Annotated in this window: 17 protein-coding genes; 12 read left to right on the top strand and 5 right to left on the bottom strand. The window is 64.7% G+C overall.

Annotation, left to right across the window (positions count from 1 at the left end):
• Positions 1 to 39: 39 nt before the first annotated feature.
• Both FQS62_RS05430 and FQS62_RS05425 read left to right on the top strand, forming a co-directional pair.
• Entirely contained in the window at positions 40 to 588 is a 549-nt protein-coding gene (locus FQS62_RS05430; protein ID WP_208043385.1) for a hypothetical protein, read from the top strand.
• Between the two features lie 81 nt (positions 589 to 669).
• On the top strand, positions 670 to 1,266 hold the full coding sequence (locus tag FQS62_RS05425; RefSeq protein ID WP_049447531.1) for a YceB family lipoprotein: 597 nt from the start codon (positions 670 to 672) through the stop codon (positions 1,264 to 1,266).
• Between the two features lie 38 nt (positions 1,267 to 1,304).
• On the opposite strand, the gene FQS62_RS05420 is transcribed toward FQS62_RS05425, so the two are convergent.
• Positions 1,305 to 1,847 (bottom strand): type 1 glutamine amidotransferase domain-containing protein, encoded by a 543-nt coding sequence (locus tag FQS62_RS05420; RefSeq protein ID WP_005412532.1) that lies wholly within the window; start codon positions 1,845 to 1,847, stop codon positions 1,305 to 1,307.
• 128 nt (positions 1,848 to 1,975) lie between these two features.
• Positions 1,976 to 2,443 carry an SET domain-containing protein gene (locus tag FQS62_RS05415; protein ID WP_029550719.1) on the bottom strand — a complete coding sequence of 156 codons (468 nt, stop codon included), beginning with the start codon at positions 2,441 to 2,443 and terminating at the stop codon, positions 1,976 to 1,978.
• Positions 2,444 to 2,652: 209 nt separating this feature from the next.
• Here FQS62_RS05415 and FQS62_RS05410 point away from each other — a divergent pair, with 209 nt between their 5' ends.
• The 5 genes from FQS62_RS05410 to FQS62_RS05390 all read left to right on the top strand — a co-directional run bounded on the left by FQS62_RS05410 (position 2,653) and on the right by FQS62_RS05390 (position 7,954).
• Positions 2,653 to 3,108 carry an SUF system Fe-S cluster assembly regulator gene (locus FQS62_RS05410; RefSeq protein ID WP_005412530.1) on the top strand — a complete coding sequence of 152 codons (456 nt, stop codon included), beginning with the start codon at positions 2,653 to 2,655 and terminating at the stop codon, positions 3,106 to 3,108.
• Between the two features lie 16 nt (positions 3,109 to 3,124).
• On the top strand, positions 3,125 to 4,600 hold the full coding sequence (gene sufB / locus FQS62_RS05405) for a Fe-S cluster assembly protein SufB (RefSeq protein ID WP_010483551.1): 1,476 nt from the start codon (positions 3,125 to 3,127) through the stop codon (positions 4,598 to 4,600).
• Positions 4,601 to 4,674: 74 nt separating this feature from the next.
• Positions 4,675 to 5,439: a Fe-S cluster assembly ATPase SufC gene (gene sufC, locus FQS62_RS05400; RefSeq protein ID WP_021203137.1), complete on the top strand. Its 765-nt coding sequence runs from the start codon at positions 4,675 to 4,677 to the stop codon at positions 5,437 to 5,439.
• On the top strand, positions 5,439 to 6,701 hold the full coding sequence (gene sufD / locus FQS62_RS05395; protein WP_049447533.1) for a Fe-S cluster assembly protein SufD: 1,263 nt from the start codon (positions 5,439 to 5,441) through the stop codon (positions 6,699 to 6,701). The genes sufC and sufD overlap by 1 nt, the downstream gene beginning before the upstream one ends.
• On the top strand, positions 6,698 to 7,954 hold the full coding sequence (locus tag FQS62_RS05390) for a cysteine desulfurase (RefSeq protein WP_049447534.1): 1,257 nt from the start codon (positions 6,698 to 6,700) through the stop codon (positions 7,952 to 7,954). The genes sufD and FQS62_RS05390 overlap by 4 nt, the downstream gene beginning before the upstream one ends.
• Before the next feature lie 575 nt (positions 7,955 to 8,529).
• On the opposite strand, the gene FQS62_RS05385 is transcribed toward FQS62_RS05390, so the two are convergent.
• From FQS62_RS05385 to FQS62_RS05375, 3 genes are read right to left on the bottom strand one after another with little or no spacing between them, the layout of a single operon-like run.
• On the bottom strand, positions 8,530 to 8,844 hold the full coding sequence (locus FQS62_RS05385) for a hypothetical protein (RefSeq protein ID WP_125437793.1): 315 nt from the start codon (positions 8,842 to 8,844) through the stop codon (positions 8,530 to 8,532).
• The gene (locus FQS62_RS05380) at positions 8,844 to 9,800 is read right to left on the bottom strand and encodes an RHS repeat domain-containing protein (RefSeq protein ID WP_208043941.1); all 957 of its coding nucleotides are present in this window, start codon (positions 9,798 to 9,800) and stop codon (positions 8,844 to 8,846) included. The genes FQS62_RS05385 and FQS62_RS05380 overlap by 1 nt, the downstream gene beginning before the upstream one ends.
• A 3-nt stretch (positions 9,801 to 9,803) precedes the next feature.
• Entirely contained in the window at positions 9,804 to 15,134 is a 5,331-nt protein-coding gene (locus FQS62_RS05375) for an RHS repeat domain-containing protein (protein ID WP_226053649.1), read from the bottom strand.
• Between the two features lie 241 nt (positions 15,135 to 15,375).
• Here FQS62_RS05375 and FQS62_RS05370 point away from each other — a divergent pair, with 241 nt between their 5' ends.
• The 5 genes from FQS62_RS05370 (at position 15,376) to FQS62_RS05350 (ending at position 20,077) form a co-directional block, all read left to right on the top strand.
• Positions 15,376 to 15,915, top strand: a complete 540-nt coding sequence (locus FQS62_RS05370) for a GNAT family N-acetyltransferase (RefSeq protein ID WP_208043939.1) — start codon at positions 15,376 to 15,378, stop codon at positions 15,913 to 15,915.
• On the top strand, positions 15,912 to 16,244 hold the full coding sequence (locus FQS62_RS05365; RefSeq protein WP_208043938.1) for a non-heme iron oxygenase ferredoxin subunit: 333 nt from the start codon (positions 15,912 to 15,914) through the stop codon (positions 16,242 to 16,244). The genes FQS62_RS05370 and FQS62_RS05365 overlap by 4 nt, the downstream gene beginning before the upstream one ends.
• 203 nt (positions 16,245 to 16,447) lie before the next feature.
• The gene (locus tag FQS62_RS05360; protein WP_208043937.1) at positions 16,448 to 16,852 is read left to right on the top strand and encodes a hypothetical protein; all 405 of its coding nucleotides are present in this window, start codon (positions 16,448 to 16,450) and stop codon (positions 16,850 to 16,852) included.
• Positions 16,853 to 17,000: 148 nt separating this feature from the next.
• Complete coding sequence (locus tag FQS62_RS05355) at positions 17,001 to 19,289, top strand: TonB-dependent receptor (RefSeq protein ID WP_049447539.1); 2,289 nt, start codon at positions 17,001 to 17,003, stop codon at positions 19,287 to 19,289.
• Between the two features lie 68 nt (positions 19,290 to 19,357).
• Positions 19,358 to 20,077, top strand: coding sequence for a tetratricopeptide repeat protein (locus tag FQS62_RS05350; protein ID WP_099590123.1), 720 nt, complete (start codon positions 19,358 to 19,360; stop codon positions 20,075 to 20,077).
• Positions 20,078 to 20,084: the final 7 nt, after the last annotated feature.

Genomic DNA, 20,084 nt, shown 5'->3' with positions numbered 1-20,084 from the left:
ACACTGCCTCCTTCCGTTCGCCTCGGGGAGGAGGCAGGCATGCACAGGGTCCTGTTGTTGATTGCGCCGCTGGTGCTGCTGGGCTGTTCCCGGCCGCCATCGCAGCCCCATCCAGCAGATGCCGCACCGTCGGCCTCGGCCGAGGCGGCTTCCCGCACGACGCCACAGACCGACGCAGAAGGCGATGCATCGCCCGTGCAGCCCGTCGATGTCGATCCCTTGTTTGCCGCCGTTGCAGCCGAGGCCGAGCTGCCGGCGGGAATGCTCAATGCGTATGTCATGGCCCTGCTCAATCGCGATCGCAAGGCCATCGACGCCGCATGGACCTTCCCACCCAGCGATGCACGGCGCGCAGACGATGCCGCCTTGCGCCAGCTCACGGATGTGCGCAGCCTGCGCCTGACCAGCGAACTACCGGTCGCGCGCGACGGTCACCAGCCGCCGCAGTTGCTGGAAGTTCCGGTGCAGATCCGCGCGGTGACCACTGAAGGCACCTTCCGCTTCGGCGGCTGGTACCGCGTGCAGCCCAGCAGTGACGGCCGTGCCTGGCAGATCCAGTCGGCGCAACTGCGGCCAACGCTGGACTGAACCGTTGCAGCGGCATGCACGCACGATTCAGCCGGCACGGCTACTCTTTGATTCGTCCATTCATACCCACCGGTCACCGCCATGCGCCTGCGTTCCCTGATGACCCGCCTCGCCGCCTCCACCGTGCTGATCGCTGCTGCGATCGGCGCGCAGGCCGCCCCGTCCATCTCCGGCCGCGAACTGTCGGTAGGGGCCAGCGACGTGCAGCAGTACCTTGATGGCAGCTTCCCGCGCACCCAGGACGCGCTCGGCGGCCTGATCGCCCTGACCATGAGCCACCCGCAGCTGAGCCTTCCGGCCGGCGAGCGCTTGAACCTGGGCATGGACGTGGCACTGGCCACCGCCGGCGGCAACCCGGCCAAACTGGGTACGGTGAAGCTCAGCAGTGGCCTGCGCTACGACGCACAGACCCAGGGCTTCCACCTGCAGCAGCCCAGCGTGGATGATTTCACCCCGGCCAACCAAGGGGGTCGCCTCGATTCGCGCACCCGCGGACTGCTCAATGCCTGGCTGAGCGACTACGCCCAGCGCGAACCGATCTACAAGCTGGACCCGGCCATGGCCGGCCTGCTCGGTGCGCTGCAGGTGCAGTCGGCGCAGGTGAAGAACGGCAAGCTGGTAGTCACGTTCAACCAGAACCTGGGCAACCTGGTGCCGGCCGGCGTACTGGGCAAATGAGGTAGTGCCGGCCGCTGGCCGGCACTACCGGTAGCGCATCAGGCGGCAAGTGCCTTGACCACCGCCTCACTGAAGGCGGGGATGTCGTCCGGCTTGCGGCTGGTGATCAGGTTGTCATCGATCACAACCGCAGTATCGCGCCATTTCGCACCTGCGTTGACCAGATCCTGCTGCAGGGACGGCCAGGACGTCACGTCGCGCCCCTCAGCAAGGCCGCTGTTGATCAGCAACCACGGGCCGTGGCAGATGGCCGCCACAGGCTTGCCGGCTTCATCCACCGCGCGGATGAAGGCCAGTACGGCATCATCGGTGCGCAGTGTGTCCGGATTGATGACGCCTCCGGGCAGGACCACGGCATCGAAGCGTGCCGGATCCGCTTCATCCAGCGGAATATCCACCGCGACGGCGTCGCCCCAGTTCTTCTCTTTCCAGCCCTTGATCGTCGCCTCCTTTGCAGGCGACACCACGCTGACGCGCGCGCCCTCGGCCTCCAGCAGCCGCTTGGGCTCGGTCAGTTCTGACTGTTCGAAGCCGTGGGTGGCCAGGATGGCAATCTGCTTGCCCTTCAATCGCTCTGCCATGGGTGCACTCCGGTTGGGGAGCCGACAGAATGGAAGAAAGGCCCTTGCACGGCGATGACCCTGCCGTGCACGGCAGGTGGAGAGCCTCCGGGTAGTGCCGGCCAGGGGCCGGCAGTCCCCGGTAACGGTCAGCGCTTGGGCTGCAGCATGGTGCCGGTGCACTTGGGCGAGCCGCAGCGGCACTCCCAGATCTTCTTCAACTTGGCGGTGTGGCGTTCGGCCAGGGTGATGCCGTAGTTGTAGGTCAGTTCCTCACCTGGCTTGATGTCACGCAGCGCCTCGATGAACACCTTGTCGCCACGGCTGTCGCCGTCTTCGTCTTCCTCGATCACCGCCTCGCAGTTCGGGTCGCAGCTGTGGTTGATCCAGCGCGCGTCATTGCCCTTGTAGTTGGCATCGATCACCCAATCGTCGTTGAGGGTGAACAGGAAGGTGTGGCCACTTTCGACGTCGCCGCTGTCATCGGCATCAACGTCGCCGTGGCTGCGCAGCAGGCCCTTGTACTGGATCACGCGCTCGCCCTGCTTGATCGGGGCCACGGAAAACACACCGTTGCCGTGGATGGCGGACTTGCGGGCTTGGATCTTCTTGGGCATCGGCAAGGGAGGTCTGCAGCGAAAGGAACGTTGATTCTCGCCCATTCCGGGTGATTGCGAAAATCACCCCGTTGGCGCAGCATGGCGCCCTGGCAACGGCCCCGGTGTGTCCTCCCGGCCTGGCCCCAGCGCCGGCTGAATGCCCGGGTTGGATGGCGGCGAAGAAAAGCGTACAATTTCAGTCCGCTTTAAGAACCACTCGCATCCCCATGTTGCGCGTCACCAAACTCACCGATTACGCCACCGTCGTGCTGACCGTGCTCGCCGCCCGTCCGGGCGAGGTGCTCAGCGCCACCGAGCTGGCCGAATTCACCAGTCTGGAGCCGCCTACCGTCAGCAAGGTGCTCAAGCCGCTGGCCCAGGCCGGCCTGGTTGAAGGCCTGCGCGGCGTCCGTGGCGGCTACCGCCTCACCCGCCCGGCCATCGAGATCTCGCTGTTCGAAGTGGTCGAAGCCATGGAAGGGCCGCTGGCCCTGACCGAATGCAGCCACGACCACCACCAGTGCGGCATGGCGCCCAAGTGCGGCGCGCGCAGCAGCTGGCGGCTGATCAACGACGTGGTTTCCGAGGCCCTGCGCGATGTCACTCTCGCCCAGATCCTGCCCCCTCTTCCCCTTGCCGATGACGAACAGCGCCGCACCATCGCTGTCGACGTCGTCTCCTGATCCACAGGCAGCCCCCATGGCCACCGAAACCATCGAAAACGTCGCCCACGACGACACCCCCAACCGCGAGATCCACGAGCAGCTCGGTCGCAAGTATTCGGCCGGCTTCATCACCGAGATCGAATCGGACTCCCTGCCGCCGGGCCTGGACGAGGACACCATCCGTGCCCTGTCGGCCAAGAAGGAAGAGCCGGAGTGGATGACGCAGTGGCGCCTGGACGCCTACCGCCACTTCCTGACCATGCCGATGCCGGACTGGGCCAAGCTGGAGATCGCCCCGATCGACCTGCAGGCGCTCAGCTATTACTCCGCGCCGAAGGGCCCGAAGTACGCCTCGCTGGATGACGTGCCGAAGGAACTGCTGGACACCTACGACAAGCTGGGCGTGCCGCTGCACGAGCGCGCCAAGCTGGCCGGCGTGGCGGTGGACGCGGTGTTCGACTCGGTGTCCGTCGGTACCACCTTCCGCAAGGAACTGGCCGAGAAGGGCATCATCTTCTGCTCGATGTCCGAGGCCATCAAGGAGCACCCGGAGCTGGTCCGCCAGTACCTGGGCACCGTGGTGCCGGTGGGTGACAACTATTTCGCCGCGCTCAACTCGGCGGTGTTCTCCGATGGCAGCTTCGTGTTCATTCCCAAAGGCGTGCGCTGCCCGATGGAGCTGAGCACCTACTTCCGCATCAACGCCGGCCACACCGGTCAGTTCGAGCGCACCCTGATCGTGTGCGAGGACAAGGCCTACGTGTCCTACCTGGAAGGCTGCACCGCGCCAATGCGCGACGAGAACCAGCTGCACGCCGCCGTGGTCGAGCTGGTCGCGCTGGAAGACGCGGAGATCAAGTACTCCACCGTGCAGAACTGGTACCCGGGCGACGAGAACGGCGTCGGCGGCATCTACAACTTCGTCACCAAGCGTGCCGAATGCCGTGGCGCGCGCAGCAAGGTCACCTGGACCCAGGTCGAGACCGGTTCGGCGATCACCTGGAAGTACCCGTCCTGCGTGCTGCTGGGCGACGACTCGGTCGGTGAGTTCCACTCCGTGGCGCTGACCCATCACCGCCAGCAGGCCGACACCGGCACCAAGATGATCCACATCGGCAAGCGCACCAAGAGCAAGATCGTCAGCAAGGGCATCAGCGCCGGCCGCGGCCAGAACACCTACCGCGGCCTGGTGCGGGTGGACCGCAACGCCGATGGCGCGCGCAACTACACCCAGTGCGATTCGCTGCTGATCGGCAAGCAGTGCGGCGCGCACACCTTCCCCTACATCGAGGTGAAGAACCCGGGCGCCACCGTCGAGCACGAGGCCACCACCTCCAAGATCTCCGACGACCAGCTGTTCTACTGCCGCGCCCGTGGCATCAGCCAGGAAGACGCGGTGTCGATGATCGTCGACGGCTTCTGCAAGCAGGTGTTCCGCGAACTGCCGATGGAGTTCGCGGTGGAAGCCAAGAAGCTGCTGGAAGTCTCGCTGGAAGGTTCGGTGGGCTGACCGCCCGCCCCCGCCCCTCGCAAACGCATTCTCTTTACCGGCGGGCCGCGGCCCGCCCCACGGAAACCCCCACCATGTTGAAGATCGAAAACCTCCACGCCCGCATCGGCGACAAGGAAATCCTCAAGGGCCTGTCGCTGGACGTCCAGCCCGGCCAGGTGCACGCCATCATGGGCCCGAACGGCGCCGGCAAGTCCACCCTGGGCAATGTCCTGGCCGGCCGCGACGGCTACGAAGTGACCGAAGGCAGCGTGCAGTTCGACGGCGTCGACCTGCTGGAGCAGGACCCGGAAGCGCGCGCCGCTGCCGGCCTGTTCCTGGCGTTCCAGTACCCGGTGGAAATCCCGGGCGTGAACAACACCTACTTCCTGCGCGCGGCACTGAACGCCCAGCGCAAGGCGCGCGGTGAGGAAGAACTCGATTCCATGCAGTTCCTCAAGCTGGTGCGCCAGAAGCTGGCCGTGCTGCACCTGAAGGACGAGCTGCTGCACCGTGGCGTCAACGAAGGCTTCTCCGGCGGCGAGAAGAAGCGCAACGAGATCTTCCAGCTGGCCGTGCTGGAACCGAAGCTGGCGATCCTGGACGAGACCGACTCGGGCCTGGACATCGACGCGCTGAAGAGCGTGGCCGACGGTGTCAACGCACTGCGTGCCGCCGACCGCTCGTTCCTGGTCATCACCCACTACCAGCGCCTGCTGGACTACATCAAGCCGGACGTGGTGCACGTGCTGGCCGATGGCCGCATCGTCAAGACCGGTGGCCCGGAACTGGCGCTGGAACTGGAAGCGCACGGCTATGATTTCCTGAAGGACCGGGTCGTGCCCGAGGCGGCGGTCTGATGAGCGCCCTGCTTGACTCGATGGCCCAAGCCTTCTGCGGCAGCGATGCGCGCCGCGAAGTGCTGGATGCGGCCCTGCGCGACGGCCTGCCGGCCGCCCGCAACGAAGCCTGGAAGTACACCTCACTGCGCCAGCTGGAACGCCGTGCGTTCGCAGCGGCACCGCTGCAGGGCCCGGCGCTGGACGCCGCGCTGCTGGAGGACATTCCTGCACCGCGCCTGGTGTTCGTCAATGGCCGCCTGGACGCCGCGCTGAGCGACGTGCAGGCCCTGCCGGCCGGCGTGCAGCTGCAGCCGCTGTCGGCCGCGCTGGCCGCTGGCGAAGACGCCGTGCGTTTCCTTGGCCGCCGCTACGAGCGCAGCGAGGAGATCTTCGCCCGCCTGAATGCCGCGCTGGCCGATGAAGGCGTGGTGCTGCGCGTGGATGAAGGCGTACAGGTCGACGTGCCGCTGCAGCTGGTGTTTGCCAGCGTCGCCGGCGATACCGACCTGGCCTGGCATCACCGTCACCTGATCGAACTGCGTGCCGGCGCCAGCCTGGGCGTGGTCGAGCATCGCTTCAGCGTGGGTGACTCCGCCCACCTGGACAACACCGTGCTGCATGCCCATGTCGCCCGTGATGCCGTGCTCAAGCACGCCCGCGTGCAGGCCGGCAGCGCGCGCCAGACCAGCTTCCTGCGCACCGACGCCGTGCTGGCCCGCGACGCGCAGTACCACCGCGTGGACCTGGAACTGGGCGCCGCGCTCAGCCGCCATGAACTGAACGTGCGCCTCGAAGGCGACAATGCCCAGCTGACCGCCAACGGCGTGCTGCTTGGCAATGGCCGCCGCCACGTCGAAACCCGCCTGGGTATCGACCACATCGCACGCGATACCGCCTGCGAACTGCTGTGGCGCGGCGTCGCCGCCAACCGCAGCCGCGTGGTGTTCCATGGTGGCATCCAGATCCGCGAAGGCGCCGATGGCACCGACGCGAACCTGTCCAACAAGAACCTGCTGCTGTCGGCCGATGCCGAGATCGACACCCAGCCGACGCTGGTGATCGACGCCGATGAAGTGAAGGCCGCGCACGGTGCGACTGTCGGCCAGCTCGATGCCAACGCGCTGTTCTACCTGCGCTCGCGCGGCCTGCCGCAGGCACAGGCGCAGGCACTGCTGAGCGCCGCGTTCTGCCACGAGCCGTTGAAGATCCTGCCGGACGCACTGCGTGCGCAGCTGGCACACCGTCTGGACAAGGCGCTGGCCGAGGCAGGTGTGGCATGAACCTGTCCACGCCGCGCCCGATCGAAGGACGCACCGGCGCCCCCGACTGGGACCGCGTCCGCCTCGACTTCCCGCTGCTGATGCGTGAAGTGCATGGCAAGCCGCTGGTCTATTTCGACAATGCCAACACCGGCCAGAAGCCGGTGCAGGTTATCGGCGCGGTGGACGAGTTCTACCGCCGCTACAACGCCAACGTCAGCCGTGCGGTGCATGCACTGGGCAGTGAAGCCACCGATGCCTACGAAGGCGCACGCAACACGCTGGCACGCTTCCTCAACGTGCGGCCCAGCGACCTGGTGCTGTGCAGTGGCACCACCTTCGCCATAAACCTGGTGGCCTATTCGTGGGCGCTGCCGCGGCTGAAGGCCGGTGACGTGATCCTGATCACGCGCATGGAGCACCACGCCAACATTGTGCCGTGGCAGCTGGTCGCGCAGCGTACCGGCGCCACCATCCGCGTGGCCGAGATCACCCCCGATGGCGCGCTGGACCTGGATGCGCTGCGCGCGGCGATGACCCCGGAGGTCAAGCTGCTGGCGGTTACTCATGTCTCCAACGTGCTGGGCACGGTCAATCCGGTGCGCGAGATCTGCCGCGAAGCGCGCAAGCGCGGCATCATCACCGTGGTCGATGGCTCGCAGGCCGTGCCGCACCGCAAGGTCGACGTCGCCGCGATCGGCTGCGATTTCTACGCCATCACCGGCCACAAGATGTGCGGCCCGACCGGTACCGGTGCGCTGTGGGCGCGCCGCGAGCACCTGGACGCGATGCCGCCGTTCCTGGGTGGCGGTGAGATGATCAAGGAAGTCAGCTTCGACGGCACCGTGTTCAACGATGCCCCGCACAAGTTCGAAGCCGGCACCCCGAACATCGCCGGCTTCATCGGCCTGGGCGTGGCCGCCGACTACCTGCAGCAGCTTGGCCAGGAGAACGTGGAAGCACGAGAGGCCGAACTGCTGGCGCACTTCACCGAAGAGCTGCGCCGGGTGGATGGCCTGCGCATCATCGGCGAGGCACCGGAAAAGGCAGCGGTGGTGTCGTTCCTGATCGACGGCGCGCACGCGCACGACCTGGCGACCTTGCTCGACCTGGAAGGCGTGGCCGTGCGCTCGGGCCAGCACTGCGCGCATCCGCTGCTACAGTACTTTGGTGTGGCGGCCACCTGCCGTGCCTCGCTGGCGTTCTACAACACGCATGAAGAGATCGAGCGGTTCATGACGGCGCTAACCAAGGTACGGAAGCTATTGGGCTGAGGATTCGCCAGATTCGGGGAAACATGAGAACGCCGCAGGAAACTGCGGCGTTTTTTTATTGTGCGCTGGACGCAAGCAAGCAGAGGCGTGACCGGGAAACGCTGAGTGATGCCAGGAACGGGCAATCTCACCCTAATGCCGATCCATCCATCATCAACGGCCTTGAGACACCGTCTTCTACATGCCAACAAGCATGGATACCCCGGAGGCAATCAAGAAAACGTACATCATCACGACGCCCCTCAACACCCACCGTTCCCCCTGATGGAGCGTCTGCCCTTTGGAAGTAAGGGCAAGCACCGCAATACCGCGCAAGCACCTTAGCCACCAATCAACCTTGATGATTCCGACTGCAGCAAGTACTTCCGGCCGTTCACGCTCGATTTTCAGTAACATCCTGTGAGCCGCAAATGCGTTTACCCACATGGCACCTAGAATGAAGGTAGAGCAGACAGGATAGCTCTCAATAATGACTGTCACTTAGCCCCTACCGGAAGGAGAATGCGAGCTTCATTCAACTTTAATTACCACCCCATACCGACGGGCACGAACAACTCTCGCGAGAACACCCTTTATCACTGATAACCCAGTTCAGCGACGACAGCCTTGCAGCTCGAATCCAAATCGACGTGAAATGATTTAAGCTCTTCTGAGGGCAACCTGCCCTTGTCGTCACGATGCATTACTGCATATCCCCGAAGCGGCCCCTCCTTACCCTCAGGAACAATGTCGTAGAGATCTCTGCCCCACCCCCGCGAGGTCTTCACGTAGTCAGCTATTACCGACATACATGCATCAACATGCCCGCCCTCCTTTACCTCTCGCGCCGAACAACCCGCAGTTGCGACAAGGCACAGCATTGAACCAAGCGTCAGCCTATAAATTATCATTAGCGACCTCCCGGAATAGGGATGAACTCATAACCCTCATGCCCCCGAATCATACCGGGGACTCCCTGCTGTAATTGATAGTCGTAGTCATACCCGTTTGTACCAGGGAAATAACCCTCTGCCCTTGTATTTGGATGCGTATGAAAATACCCCTTTACTATACATCCGCATTCGAATTCAGAAGGCTTTCTAGTGGACTCCATTGACATTCTGTCCCTGGTTCCCGCGGGCGACCTTACCAACTCATGGCCTTCCTCTCCCACAAACTGGACGATCCATCCGCCGTTCTCTCGCTTCAGAGACCCAGACTCCCCTCTGCGAACGGCCGGGGCGAACGGGTTCGAATCATTCCAAGCGCTCTCCATCTGCCCCTTTACTTTAGGATCTCGGGTCCATTCAGGATCGGATGCCCGCGGCTCTCGCCCATAGCTTCCATTCGAACCTGATGCAGCATTCGCAGCTCCCAGAGTTCCCATACGGCTCCCTGGAGCGACCATCCCATTCTTTATTTTGCTTCCCACCACTGCGGATCTCCTCTGGCTTTTCTCTTCAGACGCACGCCCGTCCGGGTCCACAAATCTGTAGGGACTATTGTTACCGTAGAAGTAGCGTCCAAACATTGAGCTCGATGCAGAAATTGGGTCCACACTAAGAAACACACCCAGCCCCGAGTCGTAATACCGCTGCTGCATATAACTCAGCCCGGTCCCCGAATCCGTCACATGCCCCGTATATCCCGGCCCATCCTTCAACGGCCGGTTGACCAACGCCCCATACGGCTCATACACCGTACGCTCGATGACATTTCCACCAGCATCGGTGATCGCCACCGGTGAACCCAGTGCATCAGTGTGGATGTACTCGACCACCTCCTGGGCGGTCGCTGGCGCCACACAGGCCGCCAGCACCACCACCGCGAGTACCGCCCGAATCAACAGCGAAGAGAGTCCGTTCATGACTTAGTCCCAGCTCAGTACGCCGCGGGTGACCGGCCGTTCGGCCGACCACGGTGAGCAACCACCTGCGTTGCAGGCACGCACGCGATACTCATGCGCGCAGTATGTCCCGCCACTGTCGTTCACGTAGGTCAGGGGGCCCGTGTACAGACGCTGGCCACCGCCACCGCTTTCGAGCTGATACTCCGTTGCATCTGCCACCGGGCTCCACCCGGCAGAACACTGGACCTGATAAGGCGGTCTGCGTGTCGTCAGCCACTCTGCCAGATAAAGGCTCGTCGCCCCCGGCGGCAACACCACCGCAACAGTCACGACTCCGGAGTACGGACTGCACCCAGCGAAGTTGCACGCCCTTACACGATAGGCGTAGCTGCCCTTGCCACGGCTGGCACCAAAGCTGTTCCCGCCGCCGTTATGCACTACCGTCCAGCCACCACCGTTGGCACTCTCCTCCAGCACGAAGCTCTCGCTGTTGGCCGGCACCGACCAGCTCAGGCTGTACTGCGGTACGTTCACCAGGCCCGGCGCGCTGATCACCGGCTCGATCGTCGGCGGCCCGATCACCGCTACCGTCGACGTAGCCGACCACGGTCCGCAGCCCGCGCCATTGCAGGCGGCAACCCGATAGCCATAGTTGCCCACACCGCGTGCAGCGGTGGCATAGGAACCCGCGTTGCCGTCGAACAGCGTGACCCATCCGCCACCATTACTGCTCTCCTGCAAGGTGTAACGCGTGGCACCAGCCACCCCGTTCCAGCCAATGCCGATACTGCCCGGCGCAGAGCGTGCCGGCGCAGAGAGACCTGGCGCAGTGGCAGGCGGATACACCACCGTCACCGCAGCCGTGGCGCTGTATCCCGTGCACCCCACCGGGTTACATGCGCGAACCCGGTAGTTGTAGCTTCCCGCTGCCTTGCCACTGAAGGCCTTGGACTGACCGATGGCGTTGTGCACCTGAGCCCATGCGCCGCCATTGGCGCTTTCCTCCAGCTCATAGCGCTCGGCACCGGAGGCCGCAGACCATGCCACGCTGTAACTGCCATTGAAGGCCGTGGCAGGCAGGTTCAAGGTCGGTACGGTGGATGGCGCCAATGCCACGGCCACTGATGCGACATTGCTCCATCCGCCGCACACCGTCCTGCAACCGCGCACGCGGAACTGATAGGTTCCCGTGACCAGACCGGTGCTGGTGAACGATTGCGCCGCGCCATCGAAGACCGTACTCCAGGTGCCTGCAAGGGCACGCTGCAACTCATAGCGGTTGGCACCACCGGCCGGGCTCCAGGTCAGGTTCACGCTGCCCTGGGTGATGTAGCCCGGCGCACTCAGCGCGGGAACGCTGGGTGCGGCTTCACCATGCACCTGGGAAACCAGACTGCCTGACAGATAGAGATAGTCGGTCTGCTTGCCGGTGCGTTCGTTACGCTGGAATCGCAGCACGCCGCCGTTGTCGTAGAACGAGTAGATTGCCCCCTTGCCACTGGCCCCGGCCTTCACCCGGCGACCGTGGGCGTCGTACTCGTAGCTCTCTGCCGTCCCCGCCGCGCGCAGCCGGTTGCCGTAGTCAAACGTGAAAGCCTGGCCATTGCGCACCGAAAGATTGCCCTGCACGTCATAGCCAAGACCGGTCACGGTCGCCCCGGTTCCGGTTTCGATCACGTTGACCAGCCGAATGGTCGGATCGAAGTAGTGCGTACGATCGCGACTGCCGACCTTGGCACGGCGCAGGTTGTCCAGCGCGTCGTACTCATACAACGCGTTGCCGAAGCCCGGCGCAGTGACCGTCCGCAACCGGTCCAGGCCGTCATAGGTCATGTCCCGGTTGCCGGGCGCCCCGGGCAGGCCATCGGAAATGGCCATCACGTTGCCGCCGGCATCGTAGTCGTAGCTGTCATCCAGCACTGCGGCCGCTGCGGTGGCATCGCGGCTGCGGTCGGGCAGCCCTCGGGCATTCTGGGTCAACGTGTGCACGATCCCGTTGCCATAGACGAAGCGGGCCAACGCGCCGTTGGCGAAGTAACTGGCCTCCTTTGCATAGCCGCCGACCGTCGTCGCCCGACCCAGTGCATCCGGCGCGTAGCTGACGACACGCCCACCCGGATAGGTATTGCTGGCCAGTGTGCCGTTGGCATCGTAGCCATAGGCCAGGCTCAGGCTTCCCAGATCCGGATGCTGCAGGGTTTCGCCGCTGAGCAGGCGGCGGCGGTTGTACTGGTAGCGGTTGACGACCATCGGCCGGGCCGGATCGTTCTGCGTACTGATCTCGGCAGGCAGACCATCAGGTGCGTAGGACCAGTTCTGATTTCCGCGCCCATCCGGGAAGATCAGGGTCGACAAGCGGTTGGCGGCGTCGTAACTACGCTTCACCGCACGTCCACTGGCCAGCGCTTCACTGCGGTTGCAGTCGGTGGTGCTGGTCAAACCCGTGCCGGCCGCCGACCACAGCACGTTGCCTGCCGCGTCGTAATCCTGCACGGTCGCGCCGGTTTCCGGTTCGATGGTCTTGCACAGCTGCTGGTAGCCGTCATAGACGTAGCGGCGGGTCAGCGACTGGCTGCCGTCTGCACTGCGGCGGGTGATCGCCAGCGGCTTGCCCAACGTGTCTCGCTGGATCTCGGTCACCACGCCTTCCGGGTGCTGCAGCGTCAGCGGCATCTCGTAGCTGGGCTGGTCGTAGGCAAGGTGACGTGTCGTCGTCGCCTGGCCGCGCGGGTTGGTCACTTTCACCGACAGGTTGCCCACGTACTCGGTGCGGGTAACCAGTGCCCCCAGCTCGGACGATTGACTGACCACGGTGGGGCGGCCCAACGCGTCGTACTGCGTCGTGGTGCCGGCCAGGGCGGCATTGATATCGGAGAGCTGCCGCGTGGGATACGAGGCAAACACGGTCTTGCCGCTGGTGTCGTAGCGGGTGACCACGGCACTGTCCAGCACGTTGTTGGCGTTTTCGGTTACCAGCACCGGACGGAACATCGCATCCAGGTAGGTATCGGTGCGCCGTCCGCCCTGCGTGCGGGAGTGCTTCCATGCCCCGGCGGGCACGCCCAGTTGCGCGCCACCCAGGCGCTGCAGGTCCATGGTTACGCCATTCCAGTTCACGCTGTCGCCGCCAGGGAACTGCAGGCTGCGCAGCCTGCCCATGCTGTCGTAGCTGAAGCTGGTGGTTGCGCCGGTTTCGTCGGTCAGCGAGGTGATCCAACCGTTGTCGTCGACGACAACCGTGCGCACTGCACCATTGGGCGCTTCGGGCGTGGCCGGCAGGCGGAGCTGCTGCGGAACACCACGCTTCCATCCCGACAGATGGCTGGTATTTCCACGGCCATCGGCCACCGATGCAACCGTGCCGTCGGCTGCGTAGGTCACCTGCTGGGCCAGGCGGCCAAATGCGTAGGCGCGCAGCGGCAGCGCTTTGGCCGTATCGAATTCGGTGCGGGACTGCTCGATGCCGTTGAGCACACTGCGCGCCGTCTGGCCGTTCACCCATAGCGCGGGATTGTCGTAGTAGCTGGTACTGCTGGTGCGACTCTGTCCAGCGGAATTCGCTTCGACGACGGAAACTTCGCGGACGAAGGCATCAAAGGCCTGCACCGTACGGGTGAACTGCACGCCGTCCTGATTGATGATCGTGCTCTGCACTGGGCGGTTCAGATGCTCTCCCAGCTCCGTGGCCCCGTACTTGAGATTCCGACCCGCCTCGCGCGGGAACGGTGCGCTGGCAAGCTGCGCGTCCGGGTAGTAGTTACTGCGCTCGGATCGAACCACCGCGCCACCAGAGCTGGTTGTCGTCGACAGCAGCAGACCGTCGTTATAGCCAACTTCCTTTCCGAATTCGTATGTCCGGATCGTGCCATCCGGCAGGGTTTCAATCGTTATCTTGGGCTCTGCCTGCCCCACCGGGATCGCCGGCCACCCAGCTTGGTCGACTCTCCTGTCGTACTCCCACCCCAGATTGGTGTACTGATAGCTCCACTCCGCCGTGGGCATCCCTGGGCCACTTATCCGCTTTGTCACCAGCGACATCGCGTCCCGATAGATAGGCGTGAGATTCCATCCGTCGGCCAGCAACTGGTCGTCGCCGGAAGTCTGGCAGTTGAACGGAACATTCTTGCGGCCATGCCGGAAGGGTCGGAACACGAAGGTTCCTACCGCGCCTGATGGGTGCGTGATGGAGGCTGCAACCTCGGTCTGCACAATCTTGTTCGTCTTCGCGCAAAGAGCCGGGACCTCCATATAGGCCCAAACGTCCTGCCCGGTGTATTCCTGGTACTTCTTCGTCACATTGACAGGCGGCAGGTTGTAGCTCCACGCCGTCCCGTCCGGCAGCGTCACCGACTGCAACGCACCCGCCGGGGTGTAGCCATAGGTCCAGGTTCGACCCGCTGCCGTCGCCGTTGCGATACGGCCCAGGGAGTCATAGGCAAGGCTGATGCTGCGCCCATCGTTGGCAACGATTCGATCCAGCCGCCCGCCGCTCCATTCGTAGCGGACCCAGTTGCCGAAACGATCGACAACCTGTGATGGATAAAGGAAGACCTTTTTCCGTTTCAGCGTGGCATGGGTGATGGTGTCGTAGGGCTGGAGAACGGCAGACTCGTTTTCGCGCGCCACCATCCAGTCGAAGTAGTACTTGGTTCCGTCTGGCGCGTGGCCCAGGAAACCCTCGCCCGGCTGGCCGCTCTTGAGTGCACTGAGGCAGGAGAAGAACCATCCCCCTTTTGTGTTCCAGGGCGTCGGCGTGCCAACCTGGGGCGTTGGCTGGCGCGCGTCCCCGCTGCCCGCCAGGACGGTTTCACCGCCTCCACCCGGCAATGAAAGCCTCACCCCCTCCCAATAGGTGTACGGAGCAAAACTGATGGTCTGGGTTTGCTTGTAATTCCAGACATCCAGCGACGGGGGTGCGGAAACTGTCGAGCAACGGGCACTTGGCGTCCAATGCCCGCCGATCGCGGTTTCGGGCTGGTCTCCGTAGATGCCTGAAAGCGATGGGATGTCGAGATCCCAGTTTCCATATTCCTTGTCATTTGCACTGCCGCTGATATCCCCGTAACTGCGGCTGAGCGATATCGCGAGCCCACCGTTGCCCGGAATCGAAATATCCGTGGCCTTGAAACTGATCGAGCCGTCATAGAGATTGACCTGCTCGCCGAAGATCTCGCCCTTCAGCGGTTCGACAAGGTCCCCGTACTTCAGTCGCTTGTCGTACTCCTGCCGCCAGGTGGGAACGATCTGGGCGGAAACGCCGACCGGTGCCAGCACGCACAGGGCAACGACACCGAGAAGAAGACCCTTGGCAGCCATTACGGCGCGCGGATATGAAATGAGGCCAGACTGCATGCAGATCCTCCCTGGATCGACGTCCCTGTGTGCCCCACCCGCGCCGAACGGCAGTTGGCCTTCGACCAGGCGGCACCCACGCCGGCAGACAGCCACGCGTTGCTTCACGGTGGGCGGGTGCTGGCCACAGATATGAACGAATAATGAAGATGGCGTCAAGTCCACGTATTGGCCACACTCGGCAAAGTCACGTCAACCAGAAGCCTCCCGCGCCCTTCCCTGCTCCACCTAGAATGTGCTCATGAGTACCCTGACCTTCCGCGCCGCCACGTCGGCCGACATCCCCGCCCTGATCACCCTCGTCACCTCGGCCTACCGCGGCGATGCCAGCCGCGTCGGCTGGACCACCGAAGCCGACCTGCTGGACGGCGCCCGCATCGACGCCGAAGGCATCCAGGCTGACCTGGACCGCCCGCGCTCCACCATCCTGCTGGCCGAGCGCGGGAACCAGCTGGTGGCCTGCGCCCACGTTGCCGATGTCGATGGCAAGGGCTACTTCGGCATGTTCTCGGTCGACCCGGCCCAACAGGGCGGCGGTGTCGGCAAGCAGATGATGGAGGCGGCCGAAGCGCATGCCGCGCGCGAATGGAGCGTGCCGGTGATGCAGATGACGGTGATCGACGTGCGCGACGAGCTGATCGCCTTCTATGAACGCCGCGGCTACCAGCGCACCGGCATCAAGAAGCCGTTCCCGTATGGCGACGAACGCTTCGGCATTCCCAAGCGCGACGACCTGCGCTTCGAGATCCTGGAAAAGCCGCTGGCCGGAGCCGCCGCGTGAGCGAGGCCTGGACCTTTGTCTGTGCCGGCAGCGAGCTGCTGCCGGGTGAAATGAAGAGCGTCTTCGACGATGTGACCGGCACACCGATCGTGGTGTTCAACCTCGATGGCGAGCTGTATGCCCTGGAAGACCAGTGCACGCATGAGGAGTTTGAGCTGTCCTCGGGCGAGTTCAACACGACCGAAGGCAGCGTGGAGTGCGTGCTGCATGGGGCGCGCTTCGACGTGCGAGACGGCCGCGCCCTGTGTGCCCCGGCCTACAGCCCTGTGCCCAAGTTTCCGGTGAAGCGCGACCACGACGCTGTCTGGACCCGCGACGACCGGGATTGAGGCGGCGCTCCGCCCGGAGGAATCACCCACGGGGCGCACCGCGAGAGAGCATCCACCCATGGGGTGGACCTACTGGAGTGCACTGAGGGGCCTTCCGGGGCCCTTCCGGACCATCCAGCCCCCCTGCCGGATTGCGCATATGCGAATCATTATCGTTGATGTTATTCTACGTAACATCTTCGTAACGACTCCGCCTCCGCGCCATGGCTTCGCCCGCGCCCACCGCCACGCTGCGCCAGCTCGCCCGTCAAGGGTGGCCGCTGCTCGTGGCCGCGCTGCTGACGCTGCTGCTGGGCTGGTCGGCCTTGCACGAAGGGCGTGCCAGCGATCCGGCCGCACACGGCTGGCAGGCACACGCTGAAGATCTGCAGCAGGTCATGCCGATGCCGGCACCGCCGGTGGACGAGTGCCCGCACCATGCCGCGCCCGCACCAGAGCCGCCGCTGGATAGCGAGGGCACCACGCCCTGCACCGGACGGGCTCCCCCGCGTGCCGCCCTGGTCGCGTATATCCCGTTGTGGCGCTCCGACGCCCTGCGCTGGCAGCTGCACGATCCCGCACTGCGGTTGAACCCCGGCCACGCGCCGCCCGCACCGCACGCCAGCTGAGGCGCTCTGCGGCCGTTGCCGTGCGCCTGATTGCGTTTCCTGCCAGCCGAGCATCGGCTCGGCTCTACAGAAGAAGCCCTCCACGTGTCGACGCGCTGCCTGCGCTTCGGCCCTCGCCCTTTCCCGATCCACGCCACTACCCACCGCCATGACCCACATCACGTCCCGCAAGCACGCCCCGCGCGTTTCCCTGCTCGCTACCGCCACCCTGGCCGCCGGTTTCGCACCGCTGGTCGCACAGGCCGCCGACAGCGCCGACGCCGGCTCCCGCAACGCCACCGAGCTGGACAAGGTGCAGGTGCGCGGCAGCTGGTTCAATCCGTCCTCGCCGAAGTTCACCGCCGAGCTGCTGGACACCCCGAAGTCGGTATCGATCGTGTCGGAAAAGCTGATCGCCGAAACCGGTGCGACCAACCTGCAGGATGCGCTGCGCATGGTCCCGGGTATCACCTTCGGTGCCGGCGAAGGCGGCAACCCGACCGGCGACCGCCCGTTCATCCGTGGCTTCGATTCGCAGAGCAACGTCTTCGTCGACGGCCTGCGCGACGTCGGCTCGCAGACCCGCGAGATCTTCGACCTGGAGCAGGTAGAAGTGGTCAAGGGCCCGAGCTCGGCCTACGGTGGCCGTGACTCCGGTGGTGGCAGCCTGAACCTGGTGAGCAAGACGCCGAAGCTGAAGAACGAGACCAGTGCCAGCATGGGCATCGGCACCGACAGCTACGCGCGCGGCACCGTGGACGCCAACTACGTGCTGGGCGATGGCATCGCGGCCCGCCTGAACCTGATGAAGCACGAGTCGGACATCGCCGGCCGCGACGCTGCCAATGTCAGCCGTTGGGGCATCGCGCCATCGATCGCGTTCGGCCTGAACGGCCCGGCGCAGCTGATCGCCAGCCACTACCACATGCAGAGCGATGACCTGCCGGACGCGGGTGGTTTCCCGTACGGCAATCCGAACGGTGCGCCGGCCTCGAAGTGGGTCGACGGCCGCCCGATGGTGCCGGACCGCAACAACTACTACGGTCTGGTCGACCGTGACTTCCAGCGCACCCGCGCCGACATCAGCACCCTGGACGCCAGCTACGATTTCGGCGGCCACAAGCTGCGCAACATCGCGCGCCTGGGCAACACCAGCAACGACTACCTGTGGACCCAGCCGGACGACAGCCAGGGCAACCCGAACAATTACGGCACCTTGTGGCGCCGCACCAACAGCCGCGCCGTCGACGTCAAGAGCTTCGCCGACCAGCTGGGCCTGACCGGTGCCTTCCAGACCGGTGCGCTCAAGCACAGCTACAGCGCGGGCGTGGAGTACAGCGACGAGAAGATGACCCGTGGCAGCTACCTGATGACCCCGGGCACGAGCAACCCGCTCACCGGCAACAGCAAGTGCCCGACCACCGGCGCAGCCACCGGCTATAACTGCACCGATTTCGCCAATCCGAACCCGCGCGATCCGTGGGCGGCCACCCATTCGGTATACCGCAGCGACAAGGCACTGGATGTCGAGCAGCGCACCAAGACCACCTCTGCTTATGTGTTCGACACCATCGAGCTCAATGAGCAGTGGATGGTCAACCTTGGCCTGCGCTACGACGACTTCCGCACCACCCTGACCACCCCGGTGGCCGGTGCAGCACCGACCCGCGTGCGCAACAGCAACGACTTCCTGAACTACCAGGCCGGCGTGGTGTTCAAGCCGGCCGCCAACGGCAGCATCTACCTGTCGTGGGGCACCTCTTCGACCCCGCCGGGCATGGATGGTGGCGACGGTTCGGACGGCCTGAGCGCCGCCGTGGCCGACCTCAAGCCGCAGGATACGAAGAACCTCGAACTCGGCACCAAGTGGGACCTGCTGGACAACCGCCTGAACCTGACCGCGGCGATCTTCCACACCGTGATGAACAACGCACGCGTGACCATCGACAACGGCACCAGCCAGAACGCGGGCAAGAAGGAAATCAACGGCTTCGAGCTGGGCTTCACCGGCCAGCTGACCGATGCCTGGAGCCTGTACGGCGGCTACACCTACCTGGATTCGGAACTGAAGGACAACGGTTTCGTCTGCGCCGTCTCCGGCCGCACCTGCCCGAGCGGTATCTACGTGCCGTCGCCGAACAACGGCAATGTGTTCCCGAACACCGCCAAGCACAGCGCCAACCTGTGGACCACCTACCGCTTCCCGATCGGCCTGACCCTCGGCGCCGGTGCGTTCTACTCGGACAAGCAGTACGGTGACGTCGCCAACACCAAGTGGATCGCCAGCTACACCCGCTTCGACGCGATGGCCAGCTACGCGATCCAGGACAACATCAGCCTGCAACTCAACGTGCAGAACCTGACCGACAAGACCTACTTCACCAAGGCCTATGCCTCGCACTACGCGAGCATCGCCCCGGGTCGCTCGGCTACCTTGGCACTGAACGTGAAGTTCTGATGTAACTGCGCTCCACCACGGCGGCAGGCGCTCCTGCCGCCGTTTTTGTTTCCGGCGATACTCACCCCATGGCAACCCGTACCCCCATCGACAGCGATGCTCTGGCCGAGCTGCTGCAGCACGACCCGCAGGCTGCCTTCGCGCGCGTGCGCGACGCTGCGCAGGCCGGACAGGTCGAGGCACAACTGCTGCTCGCGCAGATGCACATGGAAGGCAAAGGCACCGCACAGGACGCCTCGGCGGCACGGCTCTGGTACGAAACCGCCGCCAACAACGGCGCGCCGATGGCGATGAACATGCTGGGCCGCTGCCACGAACTGGGCCAGGGCACCGCGCCCGACCCGACACTCGCCGCAGTGTGGTACCGGCGCGCGGCCGACACCGGGCTGGACTGGGGCCTGTACAACCTGGCCAACCTGCTGGCCACCGGCCGCGGCGTGACCCAGGACCGCGCACAGGCACTGGCCCTGTACACCCGTGCCGCACACCTGGGCCATGCCAAATCGATGAACCTGCTGGCCCGCCACCTCGAAGACGGGCTGGATACCGCACCCGATCCGCAGGCAGCGCTGGCCTGGTACCAGCGCGCGGCCGAGGCCGGTGATTTCCGCGGCCAGGCCAACTACGCCTCGATCCTGCTGCAGGCCGGCCAGGTCGAGCAGGCCGTGCACTGGCTGCAGCTGGCGCTGGCCAATGGCAGCCCGACATTCATGGCACACATCGTGCCGGAGCTGGCCGCATCGCCGCATCCACAGGTGCGCGCCCTGGTCGCGCCGCCGTCCCTCTGAGGAGTCC

The organism is Stenotrophomonas sp. SBJS02 (assembly GCF_020428325.2).
GTDB lineage: Bacteria > Pseudomonadota > Gammaproteobacteria > Xanthomonadales > Xanthomonadaceae > Stenotrophomonas > Stenotrophomonas africana.
Note: the sequence above shows the minus strand (reverse complement) of the source record. Positions and strands in the feature narration are given on the sequence as shown.

Coding starts and splice junctions, on each gene's coding strand:
- FQS62_RS05380 (WP_208043941.1), bottom strand. CDS start 9,800: ATGAACGGACTCTCTTCGCTGTTGATTCGGGCGGTACTCGCGGTGGTG.
- FQS62_RS05350 (WP_099590123.1), top strand. CDS start 19,358: ATGGCAACCCGTACCCCCATCGACAGCGATGCTCTGGCCGAGCTGCTG.
- FQS62_RS05430 (WP_208043385.1), top strand. CDS start 40: ATGCACAGGGTCCTGTTGTTGATTGCGCCGCTGGTGCTGCTGGGCTGT.
- sufC (WP_021203137.1), top strand. CDS start 4,675: ATGTTGAAGATCGAAAACCTCCACGCCCGCATCGGCGACAAGGAAATC.
- FQS62_RS05370 (WP_208043939.1), top strand. CDS start 15,376: ATGAGTACCCTGACCTTCCGCGCCGCCACGTCGGCCGACATCCCCGCC.
- sufB (WP_010483551.1), top strand. CDS start 3,125: ATGGCCACCGAAACCATCGAAAACGTCGCCCACGACGACACCCCCAAC.
- FQS62_RS05425 (WP_049447531.1), top strand. CDS start 670: ATGCGCCTGCGTTCCCTGATGACCCGCCTCGCCGCCTCCACCGTGCTG.
- FQS62_RS05360 (WP_208043937.1), top strand. CDS start 16,448: ATGGCTTCGCCCGCGCCCACCGCCACGCTGCGCCAGCTCGCCCGTCAA.
- sufD (WP_049447533.1), top strand. CDS start 5,439: ATGAGCGCCCTGCTTGACTCGATGGCCCAAGCCTTCTGCGGCAGCGAT.
- FQS62_RS05355 (WP_049447539.1), top strand. CDS start 17,001: ATGACCCACATCACGTCCCGCAAGCACGCCCCGCGCGTTTCCCTGCTC.
- FQS62_RS05410 (WP_005412530.1), top strand. CDS start 2,653: ATGTTGCGCGTCACCAAACTCACCGATTACGCCACCGTCGTGCTGACC.
- FQS62_RS05375 (WP_226053649.1), bottom strand. CDS start 15,134: ATGCAGTCTGGCCTCATTTCATATCCGCGCGCCGTAATGGCTGCCAAG.
- FQS62_RS05415 (WP_029550719.1), bottom strand. CDS start 2,443: ATGCCCAAGAAGATCCAAGCCCGCAAGTCCGCCATCCACGGCAACGGT.
- FQS62_RS05420 (WP_005412532.1), bottom strand. CDS start 1,847: ATGGCAGAGCGATTGAAGGGCAAGCAGATTGCCATCCTGGCCACCCAC.
- FQS62_RS05385 (WP_125437793.1), bottom strand. CDS start 8,844: ATGATAATTTATAGGCTGACGCTTGGTTCAATGCTGTGCCTTGTCGCA.
- FQS62_RS05390 (WP_049447534.1), top strand. CDS start 6,698: ATGAACCTGTCCACGCCGCGCCCGATCGAAGGACGCACCGGCGCCCCC.